This is a genomic window from Gammaproteobacteria bacterium, from assembly GCA_029862005.1.
Classification (GTDB): domain Bacteria; phylum Pseudomonadota; class Gammaproteobacteria.
On record JAOTYD010000002.1, the window covers coordinates 13910 to 31584 of the forward strand.

The following is a 17675-nucleotide window of genomic DNA, read 5'->3' on the forward strand; positions in this document are numbered from 1 at the left end:
AGCCACCTCCGGACTAATGTAGAGGCGGGAGCGAAGGATCAGTTGTTCTGGATGACGATGTTGGGGAATGCAGCGGAGTGATCGCGCGCCTTGGTGGCGAGCTTGGCCGCGGTCCTGCGCGCAACTTCGCGGTAGATCGTCGAAATCTGGCTATCGGCCATCGCGGCCACGGTGGGATTGCCGCTATCCGCCTGCTCGCGAATATGGATATCGAGCGGCAGCGAGCCGAGCAAATCGACACCGTGCTCTTCCGACATGCGCGCACCGCCGCCTTCACCAAAAATGTGTTCGCTATGTCCGCACTGGCTACAGATGTGGATACTCATGTTTTCAATAATCCCGAGCACCGGTACTTCAACTTTTTCGAACATCTTCAATCCCTTGCGCGCATCGAGCAGCGCGATGTCCTGTGGGGTCGTAACGATTACCGCGCCGCTGACCGGAATGCGCTGTGCCAGCGTCAGTTGAATATCACCGGTGCCGGGTGGCAAATCGATAATCAGGTAATCGACGTCATTCCAGCGAGTGTCATTGAGTAATTGTTCGAGCGCCTGGGTAACCATCGGCCCGCGCCAGATCATCGGGGTATCTTCCTCGACCAGGTAGCCAATCGACATCGATTGAATGCCATGCCCAATCATGGGCTCGAGGCTTTTGCCGTCTGAGGATTCGGGCTGCCCCTTGCAACCGAGCATGCGCGGGATACTGGGTCCATAGATATCGGCATCGAGAATGCCCACGCTAGCGCCTTCTGCCTGCAGTGCAAGTGCCAGGTTAACCGCGGTTGTGGATTTGCCGACACCGCCCTTGCCGGAGGCAACCGCAATCACGTTCTTGATACCCGCCAGCGGTTTCAGATTCTGCTGTACCGCGTGCGATTTAACCTGGTTGGTAACGTTTACCTCGACTTCGCCAATACCCTCGATTTCGCTTAACGTCTTCAGGATTTCCTGCTTCAGGGTATCGAAATAGCCCGCTGCCGGGTAGCCAAGCTGGATCTGTATTGTCCAGTTGTCCCCGAATTGCTCGATCGATTTGACGGCCTTGCTCGTGACCAGGTCGGTTTCCATGTAGGGATCTATCACCTGGCCCAGTTTTGCTTCAATCTGCGATTTATCAATTGCCATGTGTGTTTGTCTGCGTCGAGGTTTCAGTGCCGAGCGCGCATTTTACCCGAGCCGGTCAATAAATATCACTTAGTTTTTATGTGAATGTTCTATACAGAGTTGTACTCTAACACCTAAAATACGCTGCTTTAACCAGGCCAGCCCATTCGATGAGTTCCAAACCCCGCCAGATCTTGGTCACCAGCGCGCTACCCTACGCCAATGGTCCGATCCATATCGGCCATATGCTCGAGTACGTGCAAACCGACATCTGGGCGCGCTTTCAAAAGCTGCGTGGACACGAATGCATTTACGTGTGCGCGGATGATGCGCACGGTACACCGATCATGCTGCGCGCACAGGCCGAGGGGACTACCCCGGAAGCCTTGATCGAACGTATGCACAAGGAACACCTGCAGGACTTTTCAGATTTCGGGGTTGCATTCGACAATTACTACAGCACCCACTCGGAAGAAAATCGTTTTTTCGCCGAGTATATCTATACCCAATTGCGAGATGCCGGGCATATTCGCACGCGCGTGATTTCACAGGCCTATGATCCGGTTGCGGAAATGTTTTTGCCGGATCGATTCATCAAGGGCGACTGTCCAAACTGTGGAGCAGGCGGACAGTATGGTGATAATTGTGAGAACTGTGGTGCTACCTACGATCCCACCGAACTCAAGAATCCGGTATCGGTCGTCAGTGGCGAAACACCGGTCGAAAAGGATTCGGAACAATATTTCTTCAAGCTTGAAGATTTCGAGGAGATGCTCAAGAACTGGTTCGCCGAAGGGCACGTGCAAACCGAAATCGCCAACAAGATGAACGAATGGTTGGATGAGGGGCTCAAGGACTGGGACATTTCTCGCAATGCGCCTTACTGGGGCTTCGAGATACCGGATGCGCCGGGCAAGTATTTTTACGTCTGGCTGGACGCGCCGATCGGCTACATGGCCAGTTTCAAGAACTGGTGCGAAGCGACCGGACACGACTTTGATTTCTACTGGAACGCCGACAGTACCACCGAGTTGTATCATTTCCTTGGCAAGGACATCGCCCGCTTTCATACGATGTTCTGGCCGGCGATGCTGCATGGTGCCGGTTTCCGCATGCCGAGCGCTGTCTACTGCCACGGCTTCCTGACCGTGGACGGCCAAAAGATGTCCAAGTCGCGCGGCACATTCATCATGGCGCGCACCTATCTCGAGCACCTCAATCCGGAGTACCTGCGTTATTATTTTGCCGCTAAACTCGGGGCCGGGATCGACGATATCGATCTCAATCTCGAGGATTTCACCACGCGCGTCAATTCCGACCTGGTGGGTAAACTGGTGAACATCGCGAGCCGCTGCGCGGGCTTCATTAATAAGCGTTTCGACAGCAAGCTGGTTAAAAAACTCAGCAGTGACGACTTGAGCCAGCAATTTATGTCGGCTGCAGAAACCATCGCCGAATACTACGAAAACCGCGAATTCGGCAAGGCCATGCGCGACATCATGGCGCTCGCCGATAAGGTCAATCAGTACATCGACGAAAAACAGCCCTGGGTGACCATCAAGGATCCCGATCGCGCGTCAGAGGTGCAGGATGTCTGCAGCATCGGCCTGAACTGTTTTCGCCAGTTAATCATACTTCTGAAACCCGTTTTACCCCGGCTGTCCGCCGAGGCCGAGGCATTCCTCAATGTCGAAAATCTCAACTGGGCAAATCTCGGCGATAACCTGCTGGACCATAGTATCAATCGTTTCAAGCCCCTGATGACCCGAATCGAACCGGTATTTATCGAGCGCATGATCGAGGCCACCAAAGCGGATCTGGCAACCGAACAGAAAATACAGCAGGGTTCGGCAGATCCGTCGATCGAAGCCATTGCGCCGGAGATCCATTATGACGATTTCGCACGGCTCGATTTCCGGATTGCAAGAATCGTCGCCGCGAAACGCGTCGACAAGTCCGACAAGTTGCTACAGCTCACGCTCGATATCGGCAGCGAAACCCGTAACGTGTTTGCCGGGCTTAGCAATGCCTATCAACCAGAGGACCTGGAAGGAAAGCTCACGGTGATGGTTGCCAACCTGGCGCCACGTAAAATGCGTTTTGGCATTTCCGAAGGCATGGTGCTGGCGGCCGGTTCCGGCGAGACCGAGCTTTACATCCTGAGCCCGGACTCGGGCGCCAAACCAGGAATGCGAGTCAGCTAGTTGTTGTCACGTCTAATTGCCGTCAGTGTCTTGCTCGCGGGCCTGGTCGCGCCGCCCGTGGCCGCGATGGATTCCAAGAAAATCTACCAGCTCAACCAGGATCGCGTGTTCCAGGTGCGGGTACTGAATCGCGAAACCGGGAAAAAATCGAGTATTGGATCGGGATTTATTGTCGGTGACGGCAGCCAGGTAGCCACAAATTACCATGTCATCGGCCAGGTTATCCTCGAACCCGAGCTGTTTTACATTTCATTCATCGGCAACGACGGGCAGGAAGGCGAGCTAAAACTGCTGGGGCTGGATGTCGCCCGCGACCTGGCGCTGCTGGGTGCTGAAAAGCCAATCGGTGAAGCCATCAAGATGAGCCCGCTGCCGCCACGAGGTGCGCCGATATACGCCATGGGTAATCCGCTGGATCTCGGACTGAGTATTGCAGTTGGCACCAACGGCGGCATTCTGAACCAGACCGACGATAGTCGCATCCTTTTCTCGGGCAGTCTCAATCCCGGCATGAGCGGCGGTCCTACCTTCAACGACCAGGGCGAAGTCATCGGCATAAACGTTGCCACGGCACGCAATGACATCAGCTTTATCGTACCGTCCCGCTTTTTGAACGAACTAATCGAACAATCGGCAACCGGGGCTTTCGATACAGAGACCAATCTGAAACGCGAGGTTGCGCAGCAGGTACTGGCTTACGAAACCAATTACATAGAACAACTGATGCAGGGAGACTGGCCTAAACTCGATCTGCGCCAGTTCAAGCTGCCGGGTATCATCTCGCCGACCGTACGGTGCTGGGATAACAGTGCCAAGCTGAGCGCCATTGCCCGCTACAAGCGCTATCAAATTCGCTGCGCTAATAAAAATCATGTTTATCTCGATGAAGACAACAAGTTCGTCGGCGAATTGATCTACGAGTATTTCTGGCTTGAATCGAAAGATCTCAACCCGATCCAGTTTTATAATCTCTACGAAAACCTGAACAAGGATCAAATCGACTCGAAAATCGATCGGGATATCGTCAGCAACTTTAATTGCCAGACCTGGTTCGTTGAAGTGGCGTCGCAGGAATTGAAAAGTAATCTGTGCCGGCGCGAGTACGTCGAATACAAGGGCATGAGCGATGTCCTTTTCACCGCGGCGCTGACTGGACACCGCAACAAGGGATTTTTTATTACCCTGATCATGACAGGCGTCGATTACAAATCGACCTTACCGCTGATTAAAAGATTCCTGGAGCAAACCGAATGGAAGCCCTGATACTCGAAATCAGCACCCGTGGATTACACCGCTACGAGCAAATCAACAGCGAGGTGACAACGATCGGGCGCGCGCTGGATAACGACATTATCCTCTCGGATCCAACCGTTGCACCACACCACCTGAAGATAATTTGCTGCGGCGAAAGCTCGCTCGAGCTGGTCAACCTGACCGAGGTAAATCCAACCCGTGTCGACAAACGGCAGGTAGACTCACTGGTAACCGAGAAGCTACCCCTGAACATTGAACTCGGTCGTGTTCAGATGCAATTGCTGTCGCGCGACCAAGCGGTTTCCGCGACTCGACCCCTGCCCGGCAAGAGTCGGCGCAGCCAACTTTTCGGGCATGCCTACTGGGCGGTAATTCTCGTGTTGACTTGCCTTTTTATTGGCGGTCTGGAGTTCTTTCTCAATTCCTATATCACCTTTAAATGGAGTGAAATGTTCAAATACGTGTTGCGGGAGAACGTACTGACCATTGGCGGTTTCGTGCTCGCGCTATCGATACTGGAACGCCTGTTGGTCAATCGATGGGAAATCAAGCAACTGGTGACTTCGGTATGCCTGGTGTACCTGCTTTATTATTTCATGACGATCTTTGCCAGCGAACTGGGCTACCTGTTCTCCGCGGACTGGCCGCAAACGGTATTCCGGTTTGGCTGGCACCTGCTGATCATTCCCGCTGCGGTTGCACTTTACCTGATCCATATTTCACATTTAAAACACAGCCGAAGCATCATACTGGCGATCCTGATTGCCAGCCCTATCGCGCTACCCTCGATCCTGCAAAGCCCCGAGGTGCGCGCCATGCTGGATGATTTCAGTTCGGCAGCCAGGTACCAGAACAACCTCAGTTCGCTAAACTGGCACCTGAAAAAAACTATCGCTGTCGAGCACTTCATCGAGCAGGCCGGGAAACTCGAACCTGGCGAATTCGCCGACTGATCGACTCTCGCAACGGTCAACGCACGATCACCAGGTGCAATAAAGACCTCAGTCAATTTCGGTATTTTTCAATAGTCCCAGGCCTTATAATTCGCTCATGTCAGGATACCTGTTACTGCTAATCGGCACCGTGTTTGTCAATAACATCGTGTTAGTGAAATTCCTCGGACTTTGTCCGTTCATGGGCGTCTCACGCAAGGTGGAAACGGCGATCGGTATGAGTGCCGCGACAACTTTTGTACTGACGTTATCGGCCGTGATGAGTTATCTGATCAACAGCTGGATCCTGGCACCGCTGGGCCTCGAGTACCTGCGCACGATCGGCTTCATTATCGCAATTGCCGCTGTCGTCAATTTCACCGAAATGGTCGTGCACAAAACCAGTCCCCTGCTGTACAACGTGCTCGGCATTTTTTTACCCCTGATAACCACGAACTGCGCGGTGCTGGGCGTAGCGCTGATTAACGTCCAGGAACAGAATAGTTTCCTCGAATCGGTAATCTTCGGTTTTGGCGCAGCGCTTGGATTTTCGCTGGTATTGATATTATTTGCCGCCATGCGCGAGCGCATCAATGTTGCCGACGTACCAGTACCTTTCAGGGGTTCGGCGATAGGACTGGTTACCGCCGGACTCATGTCGCTGGCTTTCATGGGGCTCAGCGGATTGGTTAAGGCTTAACCGTGTTGCTAGCGATTCTCACCATCAGCCTGATGGCTGGGCTGTTCGGCCTGATACTGGGTTACGCAGCGATCCGCTTCAAGGTCGAAGGTAACCCGGTCGTCGATCAAATCGACGCGCTGTTGCCACAGACACAATGCGGACAATGCACCTATGCGGGATGCCGACCTTATGCAGAGGCTATCGCCAACGGCGAAGCCCCGATCAATCAGTGCCCGCCCGGTGGGCAAGCAACCATTGTCGCGCTTGCCGACCTGCTCGATACCGAGGTGCTCGAACTCAACGCCGAGCACGGTGAGCACCTCGATGTTCCACTGGTAGCCGTAATTGACGAACAAACCTGTATTGGTTGCACGCTTTGTATCCAGGCCTGTCCGGTGGACGCTATTCTCGGCGCGGCCAAGCACATGCACACCGTGATTGCCGACGAATGCACCGGCTGTAAACTCTGCCTGCCACCTTGCCCGGTCGATTGCATCGACATGATTCCTGCCAGGCAAACCATCGACGACTGGAAATGGCCTGCACCGCCAGACCAGCTGGAACTGGTTCAGGATGCTTAAACTGCACCATTTTCATGGCGGTCTTCGGCTCGACGGGCATAAAGCCGAGTCGCTCAATCGCGGATTGCAGCAGGCCAGTTTACCTGAACGTCTGTTCCTGCCGTTGCGTCAACACATCGGTGATCCCAACAAACCGGTAGTCAAGGTGGGTGACCGGGTACTGCAGGGACAGACTATCGCCGCCGCTTCCTCGTTGATTTGCGCCGCGGTACACGCTCCCACCTCGGGGAAGATCAGCGCGATCGAAAGTCACCCAATTGCGCATCCCTCGGGACAGGCTGATACCTGCATCGTGATTGATGTCGATGGCGAAGACCAGGCGCTCGATCCCGCCATCAACGACCCCGAAAGCCTGGCGCCCGAAGCATTAATCGAACAGATTTGTCGGGCCGGTATCGTCGGGCTCGGCGGTGCTGCTTTTCCGACTACACCTAAGCTTTTACGCGGCAAAGCCCAGGGAATCGAAATCCTGATCATCAACGGGGCCGAATGCGAGCCCTACATTACCTGCGACGATATCTTGATGCGCCACCGCGCGGCGGAAATTGTTCGCGGTAGTGGTTATCTGCAGCAAATCCTGTCACCGCAAACCACATATATTGGCATCGAGGACAACAAGCCCGAAGCAATCGCTGCCATGCGACAAGCCCTGGCACAGCATCCACTTCCCGACACTGAAATAGTATCGATCCCGACGATTTACCCTTCGGGTGGTGAGAAACAGCTGGTCCAGATCCTGACGGGCCAGGAAGTACCCCACGGCCAGCTAGCCTTTGACATCGGTCTCTTATGTCAGAATGTCGGTACCTGCGTCGCTATCACTCAATTCCTCGAACAGGGCCGGCCGCTGATTTCCCGGATCGTCACGATCACTGGCGACAATATCAGTCAACCCGGCAACTGGGAAGTTCGACTGGGTACTCCCATCAGCCACCTGATCGGGCTTGCCGGTGGTTACCGCGACAGCGCAAGCAGACACCTGGTTATGGGCGGCTCGATGATGGGATTTTCGTTATCCGGTGGCGAGGTCCCAATCGTCAAAGCCAGCAACTGCATTATGGTGATGCGCGAGGAAACGATTCCAAAATCGCCGGGGCATCACGATGAATGTATCCGGTGTGGCAAATGTACCGAGGTTTGCCCGGCACAATTGTTACCCCAACAGCTTTACTGGCATGCACGCGCCAAAGCCTACGACCGTACCCAGGAGTTTCACCTGTTTGACTGTATCGAATGTGGTTGCTGCTCCACGGTATGCCCGAGCAGAATCCCCCTGGTCCAGTATTACCGGGCCGCCAAAAGTGAAATTCGTGCGGCGCGTAAGATGCAGATTAAATCGGATCACGCGCGCCGACGCTTTGAGTTCCGGGAAAAACGACTGCTGCTGAAAAAACAGCAAGACGAAGAACGACGTCGTTTGAAACGCGAGGCCCTAGAAAAAAGAAAGGCCCAATCCGGTGAGACAACAGGCAGCGCGGACCCAGTCCAGGCAGCACTTGACAGAGTTAAGGCGCGCAAGAAAGCGGTTCAGGAAGATTCGCAGTGACCAGCGTCGTCGTTTCCTCCCCTTACGTCGCCCAGGGAAATACGCTTAAACGCCTGATGATCCAGGTCATCATCGCCCTGCTTCCAGGCACGTTTGCTTATGCCTGGTATTTCGGACCCGGGGTCATCATTAACATTTGTCTTGCGGTGCTGCTAGCGCTGGCTTTCGAGGCAGGCATTCTGAAATTACGCGCAAAACCCGTCATGCCGCACCTAACTGATTTCAGCGCGGTGGTGGCGGCATGGTTGTTTGCGCTCTGCCTGCCGATGCACTCCCCCTGGTGGCTGGTACTGGTTGGAATCGGTTTCACCATGGTGGCCGGGAAACATCTGTACGGTGGGCTCGGATTCAATCCTTTCAACCCGGCAATGGTCGGTTACGTGGTGTTGTTGATTTCCTTCCCACGGGAAATGACCACCTGGTATTTACCAGGCTCCGTCAGCGGCGAAAATCTAGGCCTGATGGATGCGCTTGCCTACAGTTTCGGCGGCGCCGATATTCAACAGTGGGATGCGCTGAGTTCGGCAACCCCATTGGACCAGGTCAAAACCGCCGTTGCGCAGGGTATCACGGTGAGTGAAATCCGACTGTCACCGGTATTCGGCGAGTATGGCGGCAAGGGGTGGGAATGGATAGCGTTCTGGTGGTTTGTCGGCGGATTATGGTTACTATTTACCCGCACTATTCGCTGGCATATTCCGACCGCGCTGCTCGGCGCCGTACTCGCAATGTCGCTGCTGTTCTACCTGCTTGACCCCGAAATCTATACCTCACCGGTTTTTCAATTGCTCTCGGGTGCCGTCGTGATCGGGGCCTTTTTCATCGCCACCGACCCGGTCACCGCGGCAACCACCGATAGGGGTCGCATTTACTATGGCTTGCTGATTGGAATTCTGATCTATGTCATCCGCGTCTGGGGCGGATATCCCGATGGGGTCGCTTTTGCGGTACTACTGGCGAACATGTGCGTGCCGCTCATCGACTATTACACCCAGCCGCGGGTGTATGGCGAAAAATGATCACGATCAGCCGTCGGCAGATTCTGATTTCGGGCATATTCCTGTGGGTATTTGCAGTCGCCGGTACCTCCCTGGTCGCGCTCACCGAGTACAGCACAAGGGAAAGTATTATCGAAAACGAGCGCCAGGTGCTGTTGCGTAATCTGCATGCGCTGTTACCCAGCGACAAGCTCGACAACGATATTGTAGCGGACACGCTGGAACTACCCTCGTCCACGTTGCTCGGTACTGACACAGTCTCGATTGTTTACCGCGCTCGCCTTGGTGGAGAACCGGTCGCGGCTATTTTCAATAGCATCGCGCCCAACGGCTACAACGGCAAGTTACATCTCCTCGTCGGTGTCTACAGTAGCGGCAAGCTGGCCGGCGTTCGCGTCATCAAGCATGCTGAAACACCCGGGCTTGGTGACGCCGTCGAAATCAGGAAATCGCCATGGATCAAAAGTTTCGACGGCAAATCACTGACCAATCCCGGACGATCCGGTTGGCGTGTAAAACGTGACGGCGGTGAGTTCGATCAGTTTACCGGCGCAACCATTACACCGCGTGCCGTGATTGCGGCAGTACGAAACACACTGCTGTACTATCAACAAAACGCTGATATGATTTTTAACTGACCGGCATGAAATGACGAACAAACGCGAAATCACACAAAACGGGCTCTGGGGCAATAATGTTGCGCTGGTACAATTGCTCGGACTTTGCCCCTTGCTCGCGGTGACCAGCACCGCTGTTAACGGAATTGGCCTCGGCATCGCCACCCTGATTACCCTGGTGCTGTCGAATACGATTGTTTCGCTAATCCGCGGTTTCGTACGCAAGGAAGTTCGCCTCCCGGTTTTCGTGTTAATCATCGCGTCGTTGGTAACGATTATCGAACTGTCGATGCAAGCCCTGTTCTACGAACTCTACCTGGTGCTCGGCATATTCATCCCGCTTATCGTCACCAACTGCGCGATCATCGGACGCGCGGAAGGCTTCGCTTCGCGTAACGCCGTGGGTCCTGCCGCACTCGATGGCCTGATGATGGGGCTCGGCTTCCTGCTGGTACTGGCATTACTGGGAGCGCTGCGCGAGATTATCGGCTTTGGCACCCTGTTCGCTAACGCTGATCTCATGTTTGGTGAGGGTGCCCAGATGCTGACAATCGAATTTAACGAGGACTATCCCGGATTTCTGCTCGCGGTATTACCGCCCGGGGCCTTTTTCGGCCTGGCGATCCTAATTGTCGCCAAGAACTGGCTGGATGCACGCCCCCAGGAGAAACAGGAGACGATCGAACCGGTACCCGGCACGGTATGAATCCGCAAAAGCGTTACGAAATCTTTTCGCGTCTGCGCGAGCACATCAAGCAACCGCGTTCAGAACTCGAATACGGTTCAAATTTCGAGCTGTTGATTTCAGTCCTGCTGTCGGCGCAGGCGACCGATGTCAGCGTCAACAAGGTCACCACACAACTGTACCCGAAAGCGAACACCCCGGAGCAGATGCTTGCACTCGGTGAAGCTGGCGTGAAACGATACATCAAGTCCATCGGACTGTTTAATTCCAAAGCAAAAAACATCATTGCAACCTGCCGGATCCTGATCGATCAACACAACTCGCAGGTGCCTGAAGATCGGGCTGCACTGGAAGCGCTGCCAGGCGTTGGACGTAAAACAGCAAACGTCGTATTAAACGTCGCTTTCCGTCACCCGACGATTGCAGTCGATACGCATATCTTCCGTGTCTCCAATCGCACCGGCATCGCGCCAGGCAAGGATGTGCTCGTGGTGGAAAAGAAACTGCTCAAGTTCGTTCCAGACGAGTTCAAGCTGGACGCTCATCACTGGCTGATACTACACGGTCGCTATACCTGCATCGCGCGCAAGCCACGCTGCGGAAGCTGCGTTATCGAGGACCTGTGCGAATTCAAGCAGAAAAACATTGAGTTGGAGAATTGAGCATGTTTCAGTCGCGCGATGAAGTACGCCAGGTTTACCTCGATGTATGGCAAAAAATGCAGCGGCAAGAGCTGCTCGAACCGATGCAAGCCATGATTGCCGAGGTCATCGAGATTCACCCCGAGTACCACGCGCTGCTTGAAGTCGACGACGAAATCAAGCAGCAGGAATTTACGCCGGATCAGGGTCAGACAAATCCCTTCCTGCACATGGGCATGCATATCGCACTGCGCGAACAGACCACAATAGATCGCCCCCCGGGGATCAGGGCCATTCATCAAAAGCTGCTTTCCAACAAAGGGCAGCATCAGGCTGAGCACGCCATGATGGAGTGTCTCGGGCAGGCGCTCTGGAACGCACAGCGCAATAACCAGGAGCCTGACGAGAGCGCCTATCTCGACTGTTTGCAAAAGTTGTAAATCCGGATTTACCTCGCACGAATTCGGCTATAAGCTAGCGACCTGACGAGCTGGGCTAATCGTATGGCTAATCCATTCAGACTACTGGTACTACCCGGGGACGGTATCGGGCCGGAAGTGGTGTCGGTAGCGCTGCGCGTTTTTGAAAGACTTTGCCAGCTCGAACAGATCGATGTCGAGATTAATCACGACTTGCTGCACGGTGCCGCCTGGGACAAGTACGGCACCTTTTGCCGCGATGAAACCGTCGCCGCCGCGAAACAATCAAACGCATTGTTAATCGGTGCAGCCGGCGGCGCCAAATGGGATAACCTGCCGCCACCAGGCGCGACCCCGGCCGAGCGCGACGGCCTGATGCGCATGCGCGAGGAGCTCGAAACCTACGCCTGCCTGCGCCCGTCGCGCGCTTACGAATCGCTGCTGTCACGCACACCATTCAAGCCGGAAAATGTTGCCGGCGCGGATGTCCTGGTACTGCGGGAACTCTGCGGTGGTTTGCCTTACGGTACCCCGCGGGGTATTGATGAACTTGCAGACGGCAGTTTCCAGGCCTACGACGCGAACTTTTATACCAGCGGAGAGATCAGGCGTTTGGCGGTGACGGGATTCGAAGTCGCCGGATCAAGGCGCGCTAAGGTCACCTCTATCGACAAGTCAAACGTCATGGAAAGCGGGATTCTGTGGCGCCGAATCGTCAGTGAAGTGGGTGCTGACTACCCCCATATCGAACTCGAACATTTATATGCCGATAATGCGCTTTATCAAATGATGCAGCGTCCGACCACGTTCGATGTTGTCATCGCCGACAATATATTTGGCGACCTGGCGTCGGACCTGGTCGCGAGTTATGCAGGCTCGCTGGGCATGCTACCCTCGGCCTCATTACATGGACTGAACCCCGGCAGGCCGGCAATATACGAGCCGGTGCACGGCACCGCGCCCGATATCGCCGGCCAGGGCATTGCCAATCCGATCGGCACTATTTTGAGCGTGGCAATGCTGTTTGAATACAGTATGCAGCGCAAAGACCTGGCGCAGCGAATCGAAAACGCAGTCGACCGCTGCCTGCAGGCGGGTGTCATGAGTGCAGACCTTGGCGGCAATGCCAGCACCGACCAGATCGGTGAAAAAATTATTTCTGCTTTAAACTAGAGAGTGACAATGAACGACAGCAGCGAACTCAATGTCGGCGAGGCAACGATAAAACTACTCGAAGCCTACGGCGTCGATACGCTATTCGGCATACCTGGGGTACACACCCTGGAATTCTGCAGGGGCCTTAACCAGAGCAAGATCCGCCACGTACAGGCACGCAATGAACAGGGCGCCGGTTTTATGGCCGACGGCTACGCGCGGGCTTCGGGTCGACCCGGGGTTGCGTTGGTCATTTCCGGGCCCGGCGTTACTAATGCGCTCACTGCAATCGGCCAGGCTTATGCCGACAGCATTCCCGTTTTACTGCTTTCCAGTGATTGCGCCAGCTATACGCTCGGTAAAGGATGGGGTTGCCTGCACGAAGTCCCCGGCCTTACCGACGCTACCGCTCCGCTAACGGCATTTTCCGCGACCGCGATGACGCCCGAGGAAGTTCCGGGCCTGATTGCTAAAGCTTTTTCCGTGTTTTCGAGCGAGCGCCCGCGCCCGGTCCACATCGCTATTCCGATTGATGTGCTGGCGATGCCGGCTAACGGCGACTGGCAAGCCATTGAACTACCCGAACGCCCGGCACCAACGGCGAAGAAAATACAACGTGCCTGTGAGCTGTTACGCGCCGCTAAACAGCCGATGATCTGCGTTGGTGGTGGGGCATGGTTAGCCGGCGATGCGATTACTGAAATCGCGGAAAAACTCGGGGCGGCTGTCATCGGCAGTAACGCCGGCAAAGGCATTATCGATGATTCACATCCGCTTTCGCTGAGTGCCGGTACGGTGCGCGGGGAAGTCCAGAAATATCTCAAGAATGCCGATGTCGTACTCGCGGTAGGTACCGAACTATCTGAAGTCGACAGTTTCGTCGAAACCCTCGAAATCAACGGCAAGATTGTCCGCATCGATCTCGATCCGCGCAAAATGAATGATCTTTACCCGGCTGAGGTTGCCATTATCGGCGGCGCCAGGGCGAGTACCGAGGCAATCACCCGTCAGCTGGGTGATGTCAAAACACGCGCCGAGACCGTTGCCGAGGTAGCCGCTTTGCGCCAGGAAATTCGCAACAATTTAACCGCAAGCGAGATTCGGCATTGCAAGACGCTCGACATCCTGCGCGCCGTCTTGCCCGACGATACTGTGGTCATGGGCGATATCTGCCAGCTGGTTTATACCGGTTCATTTGCGTTTAACGTATCCAGGCCAAGGCTCTGGCATTACCCGGCCGGTTACTGCACGCTGGGTTGCGGACTGCCCGATGCCATCGGTGCCAAGCTCGCGTTACCGGAGGCACCCGTCGTCACCTTCGCCGGTGACGGCGGTTTCATGTTCACGGTACAGGAACTGGTAACCGCGGCGGAACTCGAACTGGCGCTGCCCATCATCCTGTGGAACAACGACGGTTTAAAACAAATCCAGGACGATATGAAGCGACGTGAGATCGAACTGGTTGGCGTTACCGGGATCAATCCGGACTTCATCGCACTGGCACAGGCCTGCGGCTGCCATGCGCTCAAGGTTGACAGCGCACAAGGCTTAACCGATGCGGTGAACGCGGCGTTTGCAGCCAGTCGCCCTACGCTGATCGAAGTTAAAGAATTCGATCCCTGGTTGAACTAGAGTCGTTACATGGAAAGCTACTCATACTATGCCGATGGCAAATGGCTGGAACCCACGAGCGGGGAGTATTTCGATAGTGAAAATCCCTATACGGGTAAAGTCTGGGCGCAAATCCCGCGCTGCAATGAAAAAGACGTGGATATCGCGGTCCAGGCAGCCTGGCGAGCGCATCATGAAGGCCCCTGGGGGCGCATGAGCCCGGCCGAGCGCGGTATCATGGTAAGGCGGCTTGGGGACGTGGTCGCAAAGCATGCCGATCGTCTCGCCGAAATCGAAACGCGCGACAATGGCAAGCGTCGCGTTGATATCCATCCCGGTCTTGGCGGCTGGTTGATCGATAGTTTTTATTATTACGCGGGCATGGCAGACAAGCTGGAAGGTTCGGTCATTCCGACCGGGCGCAGCGAGATACTGAACTATACCCGGCATGAACCATTCGGCGTGGTCGCCGCGATAACCGCCTGGAACTCCCCGCTGTTGATCGCGATCTGGAAACTGGCACCTGCGCTCGCGACCGGCAACACGATCGTGCTAAAACCATCCGAGTACGCCTCGGCTTCGACGCTGGAGCTGATGAAGGCATTCGAAGATGCCGATTTACCGACCGGCGTCATCAATACCGTCACTGGATTCGGCACCGAGGTGGGCGAACCCCTGGTCACCCATGAACTGGTCCGCAAGATCAGTTTTACCGGTTCGATCGAAGGCGGTGCTCGTGTTGCGGGTCTCGGCGCCAGAACGGTTAAAAGCGTCACCATGGAACTGGGCGGTAAATCACCACAACTGGTATTCGATGACGCCCGCCTGGCAGACACCGTACACGGTGTCTGCGGCGGGATTTTCCCGCCTGCCGGGCAAAGCTGCATTGCCGGGTCACGGCTGCTGTTGCAGGCCGGGATTTACGATGCCTTTGTCGAAAAACTGCTCGAGGTTGCGGCGCGCGCCAAACTCGGCGATCCCAATGCCGCGGACACCAGCGTCGGACCCATTGCCAATAAAACGCATTTCGAACGCGTACTTGCGCATATCGAGCGCGCCCGACAAAGCGGCGCCAGGCTGGCCTGCGGCGGTAACGCGGTCAATCCGGGAGGCGCCACCGGCTGGTTTATCGAACCCACGATTTTTACCGACGTAACGCCCGACATGCCGCTCGCACGAGACGAGGTGTTCGGGCCAGTTCTCGCTGTGATGCGGTTTGACAACGACGACGAAGCACTGCAAATAGCGAACGATTCAAACTTCGGCCTCGCTGCCGGCATCTGGACCGAGGACCATCGACGGGCGCTCGATCTTGCCGACCGGCTGGAAGCGGGAACTGTATACATCAACAACTACTTCGACGCCTGCACCCAGTCACCCGTAGGGGGTTACAAACAGAGCGGGTATGGCCGCGAAAACGGCTGGGAAGGAATGCGTGAATTTCTGCAGACCAAGAGTGTGTGGTTAAGTACCGCGCGCGAAATTCAAGCACCTTTCTGAATCGCCGGCTGATTCCAGAATGAAATTCGGATCCCAGCAAACCATCCAGCGCATGCTGGCAATTTCGCTGGTAGGCCTGATCGTTGGGTTGATCACGTCGTTTGCAACCATCGGCTTCGTCGAACTGGTTCAGTATCTAACCAATATTCTCTACATCAGTCATTCAAGCCGTGCCCAAATAGACAGCGGCAATCTCTGGTTAATCACAATCGCGGTACTGACTATCGGCGGCCTGGTCGTCGGCCTTATCTTGCAATTCGGTGTTACCCAGCATGACTCCATCGGACCCCCCGATACCATTTACGCGGTCCAGTTGAAAGAGCGCCTGCCTTCGCCGGTATCCGGAGTGACCACGACCGTGGCTGCAATCCTGTCCCTGGGTTGCGGCGCCTCGGTCGGGCAGTACGGCCCCCTGGTATACCTCGGCACTCTGGTAGGTCAGATCTGTAACCGCCTGCCCTTCGGATTGCGCGATGTGCGCAATATCGCGATTGCCTGCGGCGTAGCCGCGGCGATATCAACGGCGTTCAACGCACCGATCGCTGCCCTTATCTTCACTCATGAAGTGATTCTGCGGCATTACTCGCTGCGCATGTTTGCCGCGGTGACGGTTGCCAGCGCCTGCGGTTACCTGGTCGCTAACGTGATATTCGAGCATCCGCCGTTATTTTTAATCGACTTTACCAGCAGTTTCCGGGGGGTCGAGTTCGTCCTGTTTGCAATCGAGGGTATTGCTTGCGGAGTCCTAGCTGTCGTGTTTATGAAGTTACTGCAACAGACTGCAAACTTGTCATCGCGGATTAAAGTGCCCGCAGCATTAAAGCCGATGTTAGCGGGATTCATCGTCTCGCTGGTAGCGCTGCAGGTACCCGAGGTTCTCGGTGCGGGACAAGAGGTGTTCCGCCTGGCGTCGTTGGGCGGCACTTATAGTGCCGATTCCCTGCTATTGATTCTGGTATCAAAGCTACTGGTCACTGTGATTTGCATCGGCTTCGGTTTTGCCGGCGGTGTCATTTTTCCCGCGCTGCTGATTGGCGTCCTGTTTGGCGCCCTGTTCGCACTGTTGGTGCCGGAATTGTTGCTAAGTGATTACTCCGGGCTATCGGCGTACGCGGTATGTGGCATGGTTGCGGTCATGAGCCCGGTGATAGGAGCACCGATGACCGCGCTGCTGTTTGTGTTCGAATTCACCCGCAGTTACGAAATAACGATTGCAGCGATGGTTGCAATCGTGTTTTCCAATCTGATCGCTTTCCGATGGTACGGGCGCTCCCTGTACGATAACCAACTCCTGGCGCGTGGTATCGATCTATCGATGGGCCGCGAACGCGCTTATCTAATGCATCAGAGGGTCGCAGCCTTCGCCATCGATTCACTTCCCGTGGTTTCGAACAATGCTGACCTCGCTGTACTGGGGGAACAGATGGCCGCCAAATCGACCGCAACAGCGGTGATCGTTGGCGATGACAACCGCTACCTGGGACTGGTATTTCAGCATCAACTGCACGGACAGGATGATCACACGAGTGTCGACTCGATCGTACGTCAGCAGAGTACCGAGTTTCACGAGAACACCAGCATCTGGGAGGCGATGGAAACCATGCGCAGCTATATCGGAGAAGCGATAGCGGTGGTTGATAGTAAGAGTGGTCGTTATCTGGGTGCCGTTCCCGAGGCTGTGGTAATCAACGCCTACCTCGACGCAGCCCAGGAGTTACGTCGTGAAGAGTACGAGGTATAAGCA

16 protein-coding genes are annotated in these 17675 nt (G+C 55.3%); 15 read left to right on the plus strand and 1 reads right to left on the minus strand.

Features of this window, described 5'->3' with window-relative positions; translation table 11 throughout:
- Positions 1 to 38: 38 nt before the first annotated feature.
- The gene (gene apbC, locus OES20_01725; GenBank protein MDH3633399.1) at positions 39 to 1127 is read right to left on the minus strand and encodes an iron-sulfur cluster carrier protein ApbC; all 1089 of its coding nucleotides are present in this window, start codon (positions 1125 to 1127) and stop codon (positions 39 to 41) included.
- 149 nt (positions 1128 to 1276) lie between these two features.
- On the opposite strand from apbC, the gene metG reads away from it, so the two are divergent.
- From metG to OES20_01800, 15 genes are all read left to right on the plus strand, one after another.
- On the plus strand, positions 1277 to 3310 hold the full coding sequence (metG, locus tag OES20_01730; protein MDH3633400.1) for a methionine--tRNA ligase: 2034 nt from the start codon (positions 1277 to 1279) through the stop codon (positions 3308 to 3310).
- Entirely contained in the window at positions 3311 to 4573 is a 1263-nt protein-coding gene (locus OES20_01735) for a serine protease (protein MDH3633401.1), read from the plus strand.
- A complete protein-coding gene (locus OES20_01740; GenBank protein ID MDH3633402.1) occupies positions 4561 to 5517 on the plus strand; it encodes an FHA domain-containing protein in 957 nt (318 codons plus the stop codon). The genes OES20_01735 and OES20_01740 overlap by 13 nt, the downstream gene beginning before the upstream one ends.
- A gap of 97 nt (positions 5518 to 5614) precedes the next feature.
- Positions 5615 to 6196 (plus strand): electron transport complex subunit RsxA, encoded by a 582-nt coding sequence (gene rsxA, locus OES20_01745; GenBank protein ID MDH3633403.1) that lies wholly within the window; start codon positions 5615 to 5617, stop codon positions 6194 to 6196.
- A gap of 2 nt (positions 6197 to 6198) precedes the next feature.
- Complete coding sequence (gene rsxB, locus OES20_01750) at positions 6199 to 6759, plus strand: electron transport complex subunit RsxB (protein MDH3633404.1); 561 nt, start codon at positions 6199 to 6201, stop codon at positions 6757 to 6759.
- Complete coding sequence (gene rsxC / locus OES20_01755) at positions 6752 to 8305, plus strand: electron transport complex subunit RsxC (protein MDH3633405.1); 1554 nt, start codon at positions 6752 to 6754, stop codon at positions 8303 to 8305. The genes rsxB and rsxC overlap by 8 nt, the downstream gene beginning before the upstream one ends.
- Positions 8302 to 9324: an electron transport complex subunit RsxD gene (gene rsxD, locus OES20_01760; protein ID MDH3633406.1), complete on the plus strand. Its 1023-nt coding sequence runs from the start codon at positions 8302 to 8304 to the stop codon at positions 9322 to 9324. The genes rsxC and rsxD overlap by 4 nt, the downstream gene beginning before the upstream one ends.
- A complete protein-coding gene (gene rsxG / locus OES20_01765; protein MDH3633407.1) occupies positions 9321 to 9941 on the plus strand; it encodes an electron transport complex subunit RsxG in 621 nt (206 codons plus the stop codon). Before rsxD ends, rsxG begins: the two co-directional genes overlap by 4 nt.
- Before the next feature lie 10 nt (positions 9942 to 9951).
- Positions 9952 to 10626: an electron transport complex subunit E gene (locus OES20_01770; GenBank protein ID MDH3633408.1), complete on the plus strand. Its 675-nt coding sequence runs from the start codon at positions 9952 to 9954 to the stop codon at positions 10624 to 10626.
- Positions 10623 to 11267 carry an endonuclease III gene (gene nth, locus OES20_01775; protein MDH3633409.1) on the plus strand — a complete coding sequence of 215 codons (645 nt, stop codon included), beginning with the start codon at positions 10623 to 10625 and terminating at the stop codon, positions 11265 to 11267. Before OES20_01770 ends, nth begins: the two co-directional genes overlap by 4 nt.
- A 2-nt stretch (positions 11268 to 11269) precedes the next feature.
- The gene (locus OES20_01780) at positions 11270 to 11686 is read left to right on the plus strand and encodes a DUF1841 family protein (protein MDH3633410.1); all 417 of its coding nucleotides are present in this window, start codon (positions 11270 to 11272) and stop codon (positions 11684 to 11686) included.
- A 63-nt stretch (positions 11687 to 11749) separates the two neighbouring features.
- The gene (gene leuB, locus OES20_01785) at positions 11750 to 12838 is read left to right on the plus strand and encodes a 3-isopropylmalate dehydrogenase (protein MDH3633411.1); all 1089 of its coding nucleotides are present in this window, start codon (positions 11750 to 11752) and stop codon (positions 12836 to 12838) included.
- Between the two features lie 9 nt (positions 12839 to 12847).
- Positions 12848 to 14452 (plus strand): 5-guanidino-2-oxopentanoate decarboxylase, encoded by a 1605-nt coding sequence (locus OES20_01790; GenBank protein MDH3633412.1) that lies wholly within the window; start codon positions 12848 to 12850, stop codon positions 14450 to 14452.
- Between the two features lie 9 nt (positions 14453 to 14461).
- On the plus strand, positions 14462 to 15931 hold the full coding sequence (locus OES20_01795; protein ID MDH3633413.1) for an aldehyde dehydrogenase: 1470 nt from the start codon (positions 14462 to 14464) through the stop codon (positions 15929 to 15931).
- 19 nt (positions 15932 to 15950) lie between these two features.
- A complete protein-coding gene (locus tag OES20_01800) occupies positions 15951 to 17672 on the plus strand; it encodes a chloride channel protein (protein MDH3633414.1) in 1722 nt (573 codons plus the stop codon).
- The last annotated feature ends 3 nt before the right edge of the window (positions 17673 to 17675 follow it).

Bases quoted from the DNA above. Each gene is read 5' to 3' on its own strand.
- OES20_01780 (MDH3633410.1), top strand. From the start codon at position 11,270: ATGTTTCAGTCGCGCGATGAAGTACGCCAGGTTTACCTCGATGTATGG.
- rsxC (MDH3633405.1), top strand. From the start codon at position 6,752: ATGCTTAAACTGCACCATTTTCATGGCGGTCTTCGGCTCGACGGGCAT.
- rsxA (MDH3633403.1), top strand. From the start codon at position 5,615: ATGTCAGGATACCTGTTACTGCTAATCGGCACCGTGTTTGTCAATAAC.
- nth (MDH3633409.1), top strand. From the start codon at position 10,623: ATGAATCCGCAAAAGCGTTACGAAATCTTTTCGCGTCTGCGCGAGCAC.
- OES20_01770 (MDH3633408.1), top strand. From the start codon at position 9,952: ATGACGAACAAACGCGAAATCACACAAAACGGGCTCTGGGGCAATAAT.
- rsxG (MDH3633407.1), top strand. From the start codon at position 9,321: ATGATCACGATCAGCCGTCGGCAGATTCTGATTTCGGGCATATTCCTG.
- OES20_01790 (MDH3633412.1), top strand. From the start codon at position 12,848: ATGAACGACAGCAGCGAACTCAATGTCGGCGAGGCAACGATAAAACTA.
- leuB (MDH3633411.1), top strand. From the start codon at position 11,750: ATGGCTAATCCATTCAGACTACTGGTACTACCCGGGGACGGTATCGGG.
- apbC (MDH3633399.1), bottom strand. From the start codon at position 1,127: ATGGCAATTGATAAATCGCAGATTGAAGCAAAACTGGGCCAGGTGATA.
- OES20_01795 (MDH3633413.1), top strand. From the start codon at position 14,462: ATGGAAAGCTACTCATACTATGCCGATGGCAAATGGCTGGAACCCACG.
- metG (MDH3633400.1), top strand. From the start codon at position 1,277: ATGAGTTCCAAACCCCGCCAGATCTTGGTCACCAGCGCGCTACCCTAC.
- OES20_01740 (MDH3633402.1), top strand. From the start codon at position 4,561: ATGGAAGCCCTGATACTCGAAATCAGCACCCGTGGATTACACCGCTAC.
- OES20_01800 (MDH3633414.1), top strand. From the start codon at position 15,951: ATGAAATTCGGATCCCAGCAAACCATCCAGCGCATGCTGGCAATTTCG.